General features: G+C 37.8%; 14 protein-coding genes, 1 rRNA gene, 1 pseudogene and 1 riboswitch. Of the genes and pseudogenes, 11 read left to right on the forward strand and 5 right to left on the reverse strand.

Going from position 1 to position 12,814, the window contains the following annotated elements:
* Nucleotides 1–31: 31 nt before the first annotated feature.
* Nucleotides 32–1,765 carry an AMP-binding protein gene (locus tag ACFFIX_RS06785; protein ID WP_378931888.1) on the reverse strand — a complete coding sequence of 578 codons (1,734 nt, stop codon included), beginning with the start codon at nucleotides 1,763–1,765 and terminating at the stop codon, nucleotides 32–34.
* A gap of 18 nt (nucleotides 1,766–1,783) precedes the next feature.
* On the opposite strand from ACFFIX_RS06785, the gene ACFFIX_RS06790 reads away from it, so the two are divergent.
* The 5 genes and pseudogenes from ACFFIX_RS06790 (at nucleotide 1,784) to ACFFIX_RS06810 (ending at nucleotide 7,454) form a co-directional block, all read left to right on the forward strand.
* Entirely contained in the window at nucleotides 1,784–2,695 is a 912-nt protein-coding gene (locus ACFFIX_RS06790) for a DMT family transporter (RefSeq protein WP_378931890.1), read from the forward strand.
* 93 nt (nucleotides 2,696–2,788) lie between these two features.
* Complete coding sequence (locus ACFFIX_RS06795; protein ID WP_378931891.1) at nucleotides 2,789–3,469, forward strand: PspA/IM30 family protein; 681 nt, start codon at nucleotides 2,789–2,791, stop codon at nucleotides 3,467–3,469.
* Nucleotides 3,470–3,487: 18 nt separating this feature from the next.
* Nucleotides 3,488–4,015, forward strand: a complete 528-nt coding sequence (locus ACFFIX_RS06800) for an NfeD family protein (protein WP_378931893.1) — start codon at nucleotides 3,488–3,490, stop codon at nucleotides 4,013–4,015.
* Nucleotides 4,016–4,025: 10 nt separating this feature from the next.
* On the forward strand, nucleotides 4,026–5,579 hold the full coding sequence (gene floT, locus ACFFIX_RS06805; protein ID WP_378931895.1) for a flotillin lipid rafts scaffold protein FloT: 1,554 nt from the start codon (nucleotides 4,026–4,028) through the stop codon (nucleotides 5,577–5,579).
* Between the two features lie 430 nt (nucleotides 5,580–6,009).
* Nucleotides 6,010–7,454 (forward strand): annotated as a pseudogene (locus tag ACFFIX_RS06810) (alpha-amylase).
* Between the two features lie 23 nt (nucleotides 7,455–7,477).
* Here the strand turns inward: ACFFIX_RS06810 and ACFFIX_RS06815 are convergent.
* Together ACFFIX_RS06815 and ACFFIX_RS06820 are read right to left on the reverse strand one after the other, a co-directional pair.
* Nucleotides 7,478–7,642, reverse strand: a complete 165-nt coding sequence (locus ACFFIX_RS06815; RefSeq protein WP_378931897.1) for a hypothetical protein — start codon at nucleotides 7,640–7,642, stop codon at nucleotides 7,478–7,480.
* Nucleotides 7,629–8,759, reverse strand: coding sequence for a hypothetical protein (locus tag ACFFIX_RS06820; protein WP_378931899.1), 1,131 nt, complete (start codon nucleotides 8,757–8,759; stop codon nucleotides 7,629–7,631). The genes ACFFIX_RS06815 and ACFFIX_RS06820 overlap by 14 nt, the downstream gene beginning before the upstream one ends.
* A 196-nt stretch (nucleotides 8,760–8,955) precedes the next feature.
* Between ACFFIX_RS06820 and ACFFIX_RS06825 the strand changes: the two genes are divergently transcribed.
* The 4 genes from ACFFIX_RS06825 to ACFFIX_RS06840 are packed head-to-tail and all read left to right on the forward strand — an operon-like array spanning nucleotide 8,956 to nucleotide 10,190.
* Entirely contained in the window at nucleotides 8,956–9,489 is a 534-nt protein-coding gene (locus ACFFIX_RS06825) for a GNAT family N-acetyltransferase (RefSeq protein WP_378931901.1), read from the forward strand.
* Nucleotides 9,486–9,725, forward strand: a complete 240-nt coding sequence (locus ACFFIX_RS06830) for a GNAT family N-acetyltransferase (RefSeq protein ID WP_378931903.1) — start codon at nucleotides 9,486–9,488, stop codon at nucleotides 9,723–9,725. The genes ACFFIX_RS06825 and ACFFIX_RS06830 overlap by 4 nt, the downstream gene beginning before the upstream one ends.
* A 46-nt stretch (nucleotides 9,726–9,771) precedes the next feature.
* Complete coding sequence (locus ACFFIX_RS06835; RefSeq protein ID WP_378931905.1) at nucleotides 9,772–10,038, forward strand: GNAT family N-acetyltransferase; 267 nt, start codon at nucleotides 9,772–9,774, stop codon at nucleotides 10,036–10,038.
* The gene (locus tag ACFFIX_RS06840; protein ID WP_378931907.1) at nucleotides 10,035–10,190 is read left to right on the forward strand and encodes a hypothetical protein; all 156 of its coding nucleotides are present in this window, start codon (nucleotides 10,035–10,037) and stop codon (nucleotides 10,188–10,190) included. Before ACFFIX_RS06835 ends, ACFFIX_RS06840 begins: the two co-directional genes overlap by 4 nt.
* Nucleotides 10,191–10,279: 89 nt before the next feature.
* On the opposite strand, the gene ACFFIX_RS06845 is transcribed toward ACFFIX_RS06840, so the two are convergent.
* Nucleotides 10,280–10,468, reverse strand: coding sequence for a hypothetical protein (locus ACFFIX_RS06845; protein WP_378931909.1), 189 nt, complete (start codon nucleotides 10,466–10,468; stop codon nucleotides 10,280–10,282).
* Nucleotides 10,469–10,801: 333 nt separating this feature from the next.
* The gene (gene thiT, locus ACFFIX_RS06850; RefSeq protein WP_378931911.1) at nucleotides 10,802–11,386 is read right to left on the reverse strand and encodes an energy-coupled thiamine transporter ThiT; all 585 of its coding nucleotides are present in this window, start codon (nucleotides 11,384–11,386) and stop codon (nucleotides 10,802–10,804) included.
* Between the two features lie 115 nt (nucleotides 11,387–11,501).
* A riboswitch (TPP riboswitch) is annotated at nucleotides 11,502–11,602 on the reverse strand.
* A 341-nt stretch (nucleotides 11,603–11,943) separates the two neighbouring features.
* On the opposite strand from thiT, the gene ACFFIX_RS06855 reads away from it, so the two are divergent.
* Nucleotides 11,944–12,147, forward strand: coding sequence for a hypothetical protein (locus tag ACFFIX_RS06855; protein ID WP_378931913.1), 204 nt, complete (start codon nucleotides 11,944–11,946; stop codon nucleotides 12,145–12,147).
* Between the two features lie 588 nt (nucleotides 12,148–12,735).
* Nucleotides 12,736–12,814, forward strand: a 16S ribosomal RNA gene (locus tag ACFFIX_RS06860); the annotation flags it as partial.

Genomic DNA, 12,814 nt, shown 5'->3' on the forward strand with positions numbered 1-12,814 from the left:
TCATAGTTGTCTTTTCAGAACGGAACAGTTACTATCTAGTAATCTCGCTTACTAAATTTTGCGCTTGTTCTCGTAATTTATATTTTTGTATTTTTCCTGATGCTGTCATTGGGAACTCATCAACGAAGAAAATGTACTCAGGAGTTTTATAAAACGCTAATTGTCCTTTGCAATGAGCTCGAATCGTTTCTGCAGTTATTGATGTTCCTTCTTTCACTTTAATACAGGCAGCGACTTTTTCACCGTATTTTTCATCTGGAATTCCGATAACTTGAACATCTAATACGCTCTCATGGCTATATAAAAATTCTTCAACTTCACGGGGGTAAATATTTTCTCCACCGCGAATAATCATATCCTTTAAACGTCCGGTAATTTTTACATATCCTGCTTCATCCATTGTTGCTAAGTCGCCTGTATGAAGCCAGCCTTCCTCATCAATTGCTTCTTTTGTTGCCTCGGGCATGTTGTAATAGCCTTTCATGACAAGATAACCTCTAGTACACAATTCTCCTTGCTCATTGGTTGCAGCCTCTTCACCAGTAAGTGGATTTAAAATTTTTACTTCAACGTGAGGATGGGCCTTTCCGACTGTTTCGACTTTTCTTTCAACCGAGTCGCTAACAGTGGTTTGAGTGATAACAGGTGAGGCTTCGGTTTGACCATAAGCAATGGTGATCTCCATCATTCCCATTTCATTCATTACTTTTTTCATGACTTCAATCGGACAGGTGGAGCCAGCCATGATTCCAGTTCGTAGTGTTGACAGATTATAAGACTGAAAGCTAGGAGAGTTCAATTCAGCAATAAACATTGTTGGAACGCCGTGTAATGCGGTGCATTTTTCCTTTTCAACGGTCTGCAGGACAATGTCAGGATCGAATTCAACGATTGGGAGCATTGTTGCACCAACTGATACAGCGGCAAGTGTACTGAGAACGCAACCAAAGCAGTGGAAAAATGGAACTGGGATACATAACCGATCTTCGTTTGTTAATTTCATCGCTTGAGCGACAAGGTGACCATTGTTGACAATATTATTGTGAGTAAGCATAACGCCCTTTGGAAAACCAGTTGTGCCGGAAGTGTATTGCATATTGATGACTTCATCAGGGGAGAGCTCGTTTTCGCGTGCACATAATTCTTCATCTGAGATCGTTGCACCATGTTGTAAGAGCTGTTGCCAACTAGACATACTCGTAGGTGTTGTATTTGATCCCATGTAGAGGATGTTTTTCAATGATGGAAGTATCGTAGAAGAGGTTTCATTGTTCGTGATTGAATTAATAAGGTCGAGATAGGATGTTCCTTTAAATCCGTCGATAAGAAAAAGAGTAGTAGAGTCTGATTGTTTTAATAGATAGTGAAGCTCACTTGCTTGATAGCTTGTGTTTACGGTCACTAAGACTGCTCCGATTCTGGCTGTAGCAAATTGAAGAAGGAGCCATTCTGGTACATTTGTCGCCCAAACTGCAACATGTTCACCTTTTTTTACACCAAGTCCGAGAAGACCTTTTGCTAGTTTTGTCGTTTCATTATAAAATTGCTCATATGTATAGCGAATGTTTTCTTTTGAGTATACAACTGCCTCTTGATGTCCGAAGTTGGTGACAGCATCCTTAAGCAGTTGCCCGATTGTTACTTGTTTTAGATTTTCCATAGGAGCCCCCTTAGAAACTAAATTGTTAACGCTTACTAGTATACTATATATTTTGAATAGTATAAAAAATAGTTTCCAACAAAATTCGTATCTGGTGCATAGCATCTAAAAGGAGATTTTTTAGTGAATTCATCAAGATTGTATCCCTATTTGGCGCTTGCGGTTGGGGTGGTTGCAGTTTCAACTTCTGCGATTCTTGTTAAACTGACATCAGCGCCTGCACCTGTAATTGCGTTTTACCGACTGTTTTTTTCAACACTCCTGGTATTGCCATTTTTCTTAATAAAAAGTCTTCCAGAGATAAAGTTGCTTACGAGAAGAGATTGGATTTTTTCAATTATAGCAGGTGTGTTTCTAGCGCTTCATTTTATTTTGTGGTTCGAATCACTGAACTACACATCAGTAGCGAGCTCGGTTGTATTAGTTACACTTCAACCGCTATTTGCGTTTGTGGGAACGTTTTTATTTTTTAAAGAAAGAGTTTCTACAATTACCATTTTCAGCGGAAGTATCGCAATTTTGGGGAGTGTGATTATTAGCTGGGGAGATTTTAAGATCAGTGGACTTGCGTTAATTGGTGATCTATTAGCCCTTGCTGCCTGTGCAATGGTCACTGCGTATTTGCTAGTCGGGCAAGGAATCAGAAAACGTCATTCGTTACTACTATACACATTTATCGTTTACGGAATTAGTGCGCTAACCCTACTTCTGTATTGTCTTCTGTTGAGATACCCACTAATGCCTTACCCAAGCAGTGACTGGATTTACTTTCTTCTTTTGGCGATTATTCCTACTTTACTTGGTCATTCCTTATTTAATTGGGCTTTGAAGTGGGTGAGCACGAATACAATTTCGATCGCAATTTTATTCGAGCCAATCGGTGCAATTATTCTAGCCTATTTTATTTTAAATGAAAGAATGATTCTGTCTCAAATTGTCGGGGGAGTTGTGATTGTCCTCGGTATCACCCTGTTTATGTTTGAAAAAAAACTAAGCCAAACAGCTCGTTTAAGGAAAAAAGACTTACTTCAATAATTCACAAAAAATCTGAAACTTTTTGTGAAATTAGTCGTATATAAGGTAACCGAGGGAAAAACCACCTTCGTAAGACTATCAGGAGGTAGTAAAATGTTTGAAATGTTTAAGCGAATGAAAACGATCGTGAGCTCTGAAATGAACGCGTTGATTGATAAAGCAGAGGATCCGGTGCTATTGGTGGATCAATACTTACGAGATATGAGCAAAGAAGTTCAAGACATGGAAAAGGCGACAGCTAAAATGATGGCTGAAGAAAAGCTGGTCGGCAAAAAAGTAGCGGATCTGAAGGAGTTAATTTCAAAGAGAGAAAATCAAGCAATGGAAGCTTTGAAATTAGATCGTGAGGATTTGGCTAAACGTGCATTAGAAGACAAAGCTCGTTTGCAAAAAGAGCTAGTTCACCTCGATGTTCTTCATACACAAGCGCTACAAAGTGTAGTTGATCTTAAAGAGAAATTAACGGTAATGAAATCTGAATACCGCAATATGGAAATGAAGCGTGACACATTGAAAGCACGTGCGATGTCGGCAAAAGCAAGGAAGAGTGTGAATGCTGCGATGTCGAGTTCAAACAGTGACAGCGCAAGTAAAGGGTTTCAGCGAATGGAAGAAAAAGTTCTTCAATACGAAGCAGAAGCTGAAACAAGTGAAGATTTATTCACAGGAGGAAAATCACTTGATCAAGAGTTAAGTGAATTGAATCGTGAAAGTGAATTGGATTTAGAGATGCAACGATTAAAAGATCAACTGAATAATGAAAAAAAAATCTAGTTAAAAGGTTCTGATATCATGGAGCTATTCGGGCTGCCGTTAGAGACCATTTATTTATATACCCTGATTATCTCAGGGAGCTTAACCTTCCTCTATATTTTGTTTGGTGACATTTTTGAGGGGATATTTGGAGGGAGCGAGTTTGTCAATCCTACGCTCGCTCTCTCATTTTTAACAATTTTCTCAGCAAGTGCCTATCTCTTAGAATTTATTACTTCATTTAACAGCCTTTTAATTATCTTAATTGCTGTTGTTGGATCTCTGGTTTTGGTCACATTGCTCAACGTTTTTGTGCTGATTCCTTTATTATCAGCTGAAGAGTCACTTGCCTACACAGAAAGCGATTTAATTGGAAGAATTGGACGGGTCATTACTTCAATCCCTGTCGACGGTTTTGGAGAGGTATTAATTGATAGCAATAGCGGTGCAATCGCCAAGCCTGCAGCGAGCCTTGGAAATCAACCGATCGGGTATGATGAAAGGGTTTTAGTTCTAGATATAAAAAATGGTGTACTATATGTTGAGTTGTTCGAAAATTTAGATTAGGGGGAATTTCATGTCTACTATTATATGGATTGTCATAGGTGTCACCGCATTTATTCTAATTTCACTTATCGGAGTGTTTGTTGCAAAATATCGTACAGCTGGACCTGATGAAGCTCTAATCGTGACAGGTAGCTATCTTGGAAGTAAAAATGTGCATGTTGATGAATCGGGCAACAAGATAAAAATCGTTCGTGGTGGCGGTACATTCGTGTTACCTGTTTTTCAACAAGCAGAGCCACTTAGTTTACTATCTAGTAAACTAGATGTTTCAACTCCTGAAGTCTACACGGAACAGGGTGTACCCGTTATGGCAGATGGAACTGCAATCATTAAAATTGGTGGATCTATCGGTGAAATTGCTACTGCTGCAGAGCAGTTTTTAGGAAAAACAAAAGCAGATCGCGAAACAGAGGCACGTGAAGTATTAGAAGGTCATCTTCGTTCAATATTAGGCTCGATGACAGTTGAAGAAATCTATAAAAACCGTGAAAAGTTCTCTCAAGAAGTACAGCGCGTTGCATCACAGGACTTAGCTAAAATGGGACTTGTGATTGTTTCATTCACGATTAAAGATGTTCGCGACAAAAACGGATACTTAGACTCTTTAGGTAAACCAAGAATTGCTCAAGTTAAACGTGATGCAGATATTGCAACAGCTGAAGCAGACAAAGAAACCCGTATCAAACGCGCTCAAGCTGATAAAGACGCGCAAAAATCAGAGATTGAACGTGCAACAGAGGTCGCAGAAGCTGAAAAAATCAATCAATTAAAAATTGCAGAATTTAGAAGAGAGCAGGACAGTGCAAAGGCACGCGCTGACCAAGCGTATGATCTAGAAACAGCAAGGTCTAAGCAAGAAGTAACCGAACAAGAAATGCAAGTCAAAATCATTGAGCGTCAAAAACAAATTGAGCTTGAAGAAAAAGAGATTTTACGACGTGAGCGTCAATATGACTCTGAAGTAAAGAAAAAAGCGGATGCTGATCGTTACGCAGTTGAACAATCGGCCGAGGCGGATAAAAGAAAACAAATGGCTGAGGCCGATGCAAATAAGTATCGAATTGAAGCCATGGCAAAAGCGGAAGCAGAACGAGTCCGTATTGATGGTCTCGCAAAAGCCGATGCCCAAAAAGCACAAGGGGAAACAGAAGCGGAAGTTATCCGCTTAAAAGGTCTTGCAGAAGCAGAAGCAAAACAAAAAATTGCTGAAGCCTTCGAGCAATACGGTCAAGCAGCAATGCTCGACATGATCCTAAAAATGCTTCCTGAATACGCAAAACAAGTTGCAACTCCACTATCAAATATCGATAAAATTACTGTTGTAGATACAGGGGGTAGTGGTGAAAACAGTGGAGCAAACAAAGTAACAGGCTATGCAACAAACCTAATGTCAACTCTCCAAGAATCACTAAAAGCATCATCTGGAATTGACGTAAAAGAACTAATTGAAAACTTCTCAGGCAAAGGGAATGTTCGCCAAAGCATAGATTCATTAGCTCATGAGTTAAAGGAAACAAAAACTGTTGAATCGAAAGTGAACGAAGGTACACTAAATAAAAAATAAAAATTTAAGCCATTGCCTAATCTAGTACATGGTGATGGCTTTGTTTATACACCAGAATTTATATAATTCTAAGACACAGTAAGCGTTTTTGAATCCAGCTCCAGCGCCTAGCCCCGACGCACAGGAGTTACAGCGACAGGACGTCGCGGTTGTAACTGCCTCGAGGTCATAAGTCAATTCTAAATTGAAGGCAAAGAACACCTTCTATTAGAATCGCCTTATGCTTGTCGGGGCTGACCAAGGCACTTGCGCTTTTTTTACTTCTAAATAAATCCCTATTTTACAAACATTTATTAAATATGCCTAATGTAACGTTTTGTTCTCAATGTTTTAGGTTATAAACTAAATAACTATTTCAAAAAATTAGGCAATCTAAATAAAATTAGGTTTATATAATTGATTTTGCATGCCTAGACAGGGGAGAGCACTAATGAAACGAAATCATACAATGATGCAATTTTTCGAATGGCATGTAGAATCAGATGGAACACATTGGAATCGACTTAAGGATCTAGCTCCGCAACTGAAGGAGAGCTGGATAGATTCGTTGTGGATACCACCAGTTACAAAGGGACAGTCAGAAGAAGATAACGGATATGGTGTTTATGATTTATATGACTTAGGTGAGTTTGACCAAAAAGGAACCGTCCGCACAAAATATGGAACAAAACAAAAACTGCTAGACGCAATGGCTGCATGTCATAATTATGGCATAAACGTCTACGTCGATATAGTTATGAATCATAAAGCAGGAGCTGACGAAACAGAAGGATTTCAAGTAATCGAAGTTGATCAGCATAATAGAACTGAAGAAATTTCCGAGCCAATTGAGATTGAAGGGTGGACAAAATTCACATTTCCAAATCGAAATGATAAATATTCACCTTTTAAGTGGAGTCATGAACATTTTAATGGCACCGATTATGATGAAAAAAATAAGAAAACTGGAATCTTTAGAATGGTAGACAAATCGTGGAATGAAAACGTGGATAATGAATTTGGAAACTACGATTACTTAATGTTTGCAAATATAGACTACGATCATCCTGAAGTGAAAGAAGAAATGATTCATTGGGGGAAGTGGCTAGCAGATACAATAAATTGTAACGGATATCGTTTAGATGCCATTAAACATATTAATCATCATTTCATTAATCATTTTGTAAAAGATGTACTGCAACATCGTGGTAAAGATTTTTATTTCGTAGGTGAGTTTTGGAATCCTGATCTCAAGGCTTGCCAGGAATTTCTGGATAATATTGATTATAACATCGATTTATTTGATGTTTCTCTACATAATAAATTGCATTCAGCATCAAAGGCTGGTAGTAGCTTCGATCTATCGAAGATTTTTGATGATACTCTCGTTAAAACGCATCCACTTAATGCTGTAACATTCGTTGATAATCATGATTCACAGCCCAACGAATCACTTGAATCCTATGATTGGTTTAAGCAAAGTGCTTATGCCCTTATCTTACTTCGTAAAGATGGTTACCCATGTGTTTTTTATGGAGATTATTTTGGAATTGGAGGAGAAGAACCAATTCAAGGCAAAAAGGAAGCCATTGATCCGCTCCTTATGCTCGATATCATAAAGCCTATGGAGATCAAGAAGATTATTTTGATCATCCTAATACAATTGGTTGGGTACGCCTTGGTACAAAGGAGATTAAGAGGTCTGGCTGTGCTGTAATCATTTCCAACGGAGATGAGGGTGAAAAAAGAATGTTTGTAGGACAAGATAGAGCCGGAGAAACATGGGTTGATTTAACTCAAACTAGAAAAGAAACGATTACAATTGAAGAAGATGGATTCACAACCTTCCGTGTAAATGGAGGAAGTGTATCTGTTTGGGCTCTCCCAGAAAATTAAAGTTAGCTAACTGTGCATGCCCCCTATTGTTGTGGGCAGGTACTCAAAAACCCGTTGAGCGTTTGATGTTCAGCAGCAGCTAGAGTGCCCAACTTTGAAAGGTCAGCGCCTAACTTTTCATGCGAACCGCCCAACTTTTTGCCTGGACCGCTCATCCATACCTCCAATTCATCATCACATCTCCTCATACATCTTCTTTTCCTCTATTAAATACACCTCATTCAATTCATTAACGGAAATTCCAGTGGCTTTTTTAAATCCTTTTTCAAAGTCATTCAATTTAGCAGTTTCAGTGATGATCATAGAAACGATATCCTCACCATATGTGTCTACGAGATATAAAACTGCAAAGTGGCCCTGTGTGTAAACATCAAATTCTTCTGAGCGATAAGAATCCCACTGTTCATGTGTTGAAAGCCCTGTTAGGTTCACTTCTTCAAAAGGATAGTACCCACTTCTGACACCGTTCATGCCGATATATTCTGCGACTCCTTCATGAAACCAAATGGGAACTCTGTAAAGATATAGGCCATTTTCTTTAATAAATGTTTGCATTCTGTAGTGGGTGTATTCGTGCATAATTGTGTTATAAAAATAATAGTAGGCTGCTTCATTTTTTGATAGCACGCCATCATAATTATTAATTGCGACACCCATCATATCTCTTGACTCGTCATAGTACCCCATTGTATCCACCATTGATGTATAGGTAGTTAATTCAGCGCTTGTGGAATGCAGCAGCAGATCAACTTGCGGATTTTCAACTTCACCAAACACTCGATTGTTTAACAAAATAGCTTCCTTAAGTGCATCCTCAATAATAGGTATTATTCCCTTCTCCTCATCTAAGTGATAAACCGTTACATGCTGCAATAATTCTAGAGTATCTCGATCACTCTTCAGAGATTGGTAATTCTTGGGAGAATGGGTAGTGTTTTTAAAAGGAGATGAATAAAGATCAATCTTATCTTGAAAGGTCATACTGTGGCCAAACTCGTTTAGAAGCATATAGTTTATAAAAAAGATGACAGTCAGTGATAAAAATAGTGAAACACTTGTAAGCATAAGCATAACGGCACCACTAATACTCCTGAAAAACAAAAACTTAAATTTCTTACCCCACTGCACCAAGCCATAAATGCTTACGCAAAATAAACCTCCAACCACTAGGAACAACATAGCTCCTGCAACGAATCCACTGGAGTTATCAACAAATAAAAAAACAAATACAAACAAAGTAGAAAGAATAGCGAACATCAGGATTGAGTTTAATAAGTTCCAACAGATTATTAAAGTTGTTTTCAAAATCGTCCTCCAATGCAAAAAGTAAATTATCTTCCTTATAAAATATGAATATAGTAAATGAATTATTAAAAAAAAGATCGTTTACCCCTTATTTAACTTCTACAACTCACTACAAAATTCCTTTTTAAGAATAAAGTAGGAGTTAGCTAAGTTATGTCGAAATAGTTAGGAACTTTTATTGGGGAGTGCTGTCAACATGTTTACCATCAGAAAAGCAACAAAAAAAGATGCAAAAGGAATCGCGAAAGTTCATGTAGACAGTTGGAAGTCAACCTACAAAGGGATCGTTGTCCAGGCTTACCTTGACTCGCTAACGTACAAACAAAAGGAAGAGCAATGGTCACAAGCAAACTTTGATCGTTTATATGTGGCAGAAGCAATAGAAGAACATATTGTTGGCTTTGTAAGCTTTGGTAAAGAGAGATCTGAAAACTATCACTTTAAGAGTGAATTGTACGCTATTTATATTTTAGAAGAATATCAAGGCAAAGGCATTGGAAAGCAATTAGTTTTAGCTGCAATAGATGAGCTTCAACAACAACAACTATCAAACTTGCTTGTTTGGGTCCTTGAGGAAAACCCTTCACGTGCATTTTACGAAAGGTATTCCCCTGAAAAGGTGGGAGAAGAAACATTTTCGATTCATAACCGTGAGCATGTAGAAATTGCCTATGGATGGACTAATTTAACTAAATTGAAGGAACGAATAACAGGAGGTCAAAGAACATGATTCCAACTTTAGAAACAGATCATTTAATTTTAAGACCATTTACTCTAAATGACTCAGAAGCCGTTAATGTTTTAGCCAGCAGAAAAAAAATCGCAGAAACAACGCTACATATTCCTCATCCTTATCCTGAGGATGGCGCGCAAAGTTGGATCGCAACGCATCCAACTTTAAGTGAAAGAGGGCACCATGTCTTCGCAATAGTTCTGAAAGAAGGTAATACGGTTATAGGCGATTGATATTGGAGTTAGTAAAGCGCATGACCGTGCTGAACTTGGGTATTGGATGGGCGTTGAATACTGGGGGAAAGGTTACACAACAGAGGCAGCGAGGAGAATCATTTGTTACGGTTTTCAACACCTGCAATTGAATAAAATATTCGCTGCTACAATGAGTCATAATCCTGCATCTTCTAGAGTAATGAAGAAAGTAGACATGACCTATGAAGGTACAGCGCGAGAACATGTGAAAAAGTGGGGCAACTATGTAGATTTGGATTTTTATACAATCTTAAGATCCGAATGGGATGTAACTAAGGAGGAAACGACATGAAACGTGCACTAGTATTAGGAGGGACACAAATTTTCGGAAAAAAGCTCGTTAAAAAATTACAAACGCTGTTGTCTCTCCTTATAATATGGACGGTTCATGGACTGTTGATGTTGAACGCGCAGAAAAAGAAGGTTTTTCTTTTCCACCTTTAGAACCTTTCTTAACGAACTTATTGAAACGTTATAATCAGTAGACTCCTATATGAGAGAGCCTTAGGTAGCTGTGATCCCGAGGCTTTCTATTAAATCTGCTGATAAAATATAGAAGCAAGATGAGCAAAAACAAACCCAAGTGGCAAGCAGACTATAATCGACCAACCGTTAACTAAACCATCCTCATCACTAATTCGTATCGCTTCCCTGTACCCGTACGAGAAATGAAACAATGATAGAAAGAATGTTAGTAACATAACTGCATAAGCTAGACTCATTCCCTATTCCTCCGAATTCTTTCTGTTCTATTACTACTAATAAATGCAAAAAGATCTATCTTTATGATTACTATTTTTAATAATAGAAAGATAGTTGTACACATAACCTCGCAATTTTCCCACGTTCTATTAGTTTTTGTTTATAAAGTTGTGAATAGTTTTAATGTTATGCACAATTAATCCACAATTGATAGAGTTACTCACGGTTTCTTTAAGTGACAGTGGATTTTTACTATGAATGTGGATAAGTATTTTTAGCGAGGTTTTTGTTGCTGTGGATAACCAAAGTAAGAAATAAAAAAACCTGGACAATTGAGTCCAGGTTTAAAAAACTTAAGTAGTTTTATTACGAGTTACAAGACGCGGTGCAGTAATCAGAATCAATGCCGTCACAATAGCTGAAACGATAAATGTAGGCAACATATAGGAACCGTTATAAACAATTGAGTAAGTCCAGATTGGTGTACCTTCTGGTGTGTATTCGGCAAAAAAGTATACGCCGGCTATTACATGAGCGAGATAACGCAAAGCACTCCCGATGAATGTTCCGAGAACAACATAAGCAATAACGGTACCTTTTTTACGATTTACTAAAGCGTGTTGTACTTGTTTAAATAGAATTCCACTTAACCCTACGACTGTAAACGCAAAGAAGTAATCAATAAAGGCTTGAACTGGATGAGCAATAAAGGCTGTACCGAGAACAACTTGCAGCAATCCTAATAGGAAACCGGCCAACAGTCCACCTTTTAACCCCCATCGAAAAGAAAGAATAAATATAGGAATCATTGCTAGTGAAATCGATCCGCCTTGTGGCCAGAAACGACCGACAACCCCTGATACTAAATCGAGCAAAAATGCCAAAGAAGCTAGCATGCTAACTTCTACTAAAAATAAAAGTCGTTGATTGTTCTTCATAGTAAATACCCCTTTTTGTGCATTTAACCAAAGGAGCCAAGTTTTTAGACAAAATAAAAAAGCAATGCGGGGAATGCTAGATGGTTTCCACGCACTGCTTTGGTTAAGGTGTTTAGTATGAGTCCATCCACATTCCTACGCTAGTACTAACTAACAGGTTCAGAGGGTTAGAACATTATGTTCAGTCTCAGCCAAATGGCTCCCCTTGTGGTTAAATGTAATTATTTAATTAGTGATTACTATACATGATAATACAAAGTTCGACAATAGGTATTCTTCATTTAATTGAAATTCTTTTCATATACTTCCTTAGATTGTCCAAGAGGTGAGAGAAAATGGGTATTAGAAAATTTCTCCAACAAAGACCACAATCATTATTAAAACAGCAACTACATTCTGATTCAAAACAGTACGGTGGTTTGATTGAGCATTGAAATTAGAAGAGCTTGGGAGTTCTCCCTAGTGAACATGAACAAACCATCATTAACAACTGAGCAAATTGGTCATTTGGATTCGGAAGACTAAAGCAAGGTGAACTTGATGGACTGCAGAGTCAAGTGCGTACAAAGCGAACTGATTGTGCCTTCATACTCTCCAATGCATCCTTGCCATGTGAAGCGATGCACTATCATTTAGCTGAAAGATTATTAATTGAAGCAATAAAAAGAGCAAAACAACTACTTATCAAAAATCGAATTTATCATCAACTTATTAAACTGCATAACCTCGTAAGAAAAAGTGAACCAACCACAGACACGTAAAAGTGAATTCCTAACGAGTCATACCTTCTCTTTACTAAAAAAAAGAACTATTAGAGAATCTGCATCAAAGAATATTTCTTATATAGAAGAAAGACGTTTCAATTATATTATTGAGGCGTCTTTTTAGTTCTGCAAGAATTTATACAAATTTAAGAATTAGTATGCGTTTCGGAATTAAGCTCAACGCACAGTGCAAATGTACTTCCTATCTCCATACGTCGCTAAACGGGGCTTGCGCTTTTTTTTATAGGTAACACTAGGTAGGGAGTGTATTTTTCATAAACTAGAATAGAAATTCACAATTAAATATTATTTTGTGAAAAAAGGGCTTGTATACTATAAAGCCTTTGTGGTATATTATTATTTGTCGCTGCTGATGTGAAGCAATGTAAACGACTAAACGGCTTAGAAAAATAACAAAAGATGTTGACAGTGAAAACAGAAAATGTTATATTAATAAAGTCGCTTCAGGGCGAAGATGATCTTTGAAAACTAAACAAAACCAAGCGTGCCAACGTTGATTTAATCAACAAAGCAACAAAGTTTTTATGCACATTCGTGTGCGAAAGTAGAGCTAGTCAAACAATCTTATTGGAGAGTTTGATCCTGGCTCAGGACGAACGCTGGCGGCGTGCCTAATACATGCAAGTCGAGCGGACATTTGAGA

The sequence above is a fragment of the Metabacillus herbersteinensis genome, from assembly GCF_042433335.1.
Classification (GTDB): Bacteria; Bacillota; Bacilli; order Bacillales; family Bacillaceae; genus Metabacillus; species Metabacillus herbersteinensis.

Bases quoted from the DNA above. Each gene is read 5' to 3' on its own strand.
- ACFFIX_RS06845 (WP_378931909.1), bottom strand. From the start codon at position 10,468: ATGAGTCTAGCTTATGCAGTTATGTTACTAACATTCTTTCTATCATTG.
- ACFFIX_RS06825 (WP_378931901.1), top strand. From the start codon at position 8,956: ATGTTTACCATCAGAAAAGCAACAAAAAAAGATGCAAAAGGAATCGCG.
- ACFFIX_RS06785 (WP_378931888.1), bottom strand. From the start codon at position 1,765: ATGCTATGCACCAGATACGAATTTTGTTGGAAACTATTTTTTATACTA.
- floT (WP_378931895.1), top strand. From the start codon at position 4,026: ATGTCTACTATTATATGGATTGTCATAGGTGTCACCGCATTTATTCTA.
- ACFFIX_RS06815 (WP_378931897.1), bottom strand. From the start codon at position 7,642: ATGAGGAGATGTGATGATGAATTGGAGGTATGGATGAGCGGTCCAGGC.
- ACFFIX_RS06830 (WP_378931903.1), top strand. From the start codon at position 9,486: ATGATTCCAACTTTAGAAACAGATCATTTAATTTTAAGACCATTTACT.
- ACFFIX_RS06795 (WP_378931891.1), top strand. From the start codon at position 2,789: ATGTTTGAAATGTTTAAGCGAATGAAAACGATCGTGAGCTCTGAAATG.
- ACFFIX_RS06800 (WP_378931893.1), top strand. From the start codon at position 3,488: ATGGAGCTATTCGGGCTGCCGTTAGAGACCATTTATTTATATACCCTG.
- thiT (WP_378931911.1), bottom strand. From the start codon at position 11,386: ATGAAGAACAATCAACGACTTTTATTTTTAGTAGAAGTTAGCATGCTA.
- ACFFIX_RS06840 (WP_378931907.1), top strand. From the start codon at position 10,035: ATGAAACGTGCACTAGTATTAGGAGGGACACAAATTTTCGGAAAAAAG.
- ACFFIX_RS06835 (WP_378931905.1), top strand. From the start codon at position 9,772: ATGGGCGTTGAATACTGGGGGAAAGGTTACACAACAGAGGCAGCGAGG.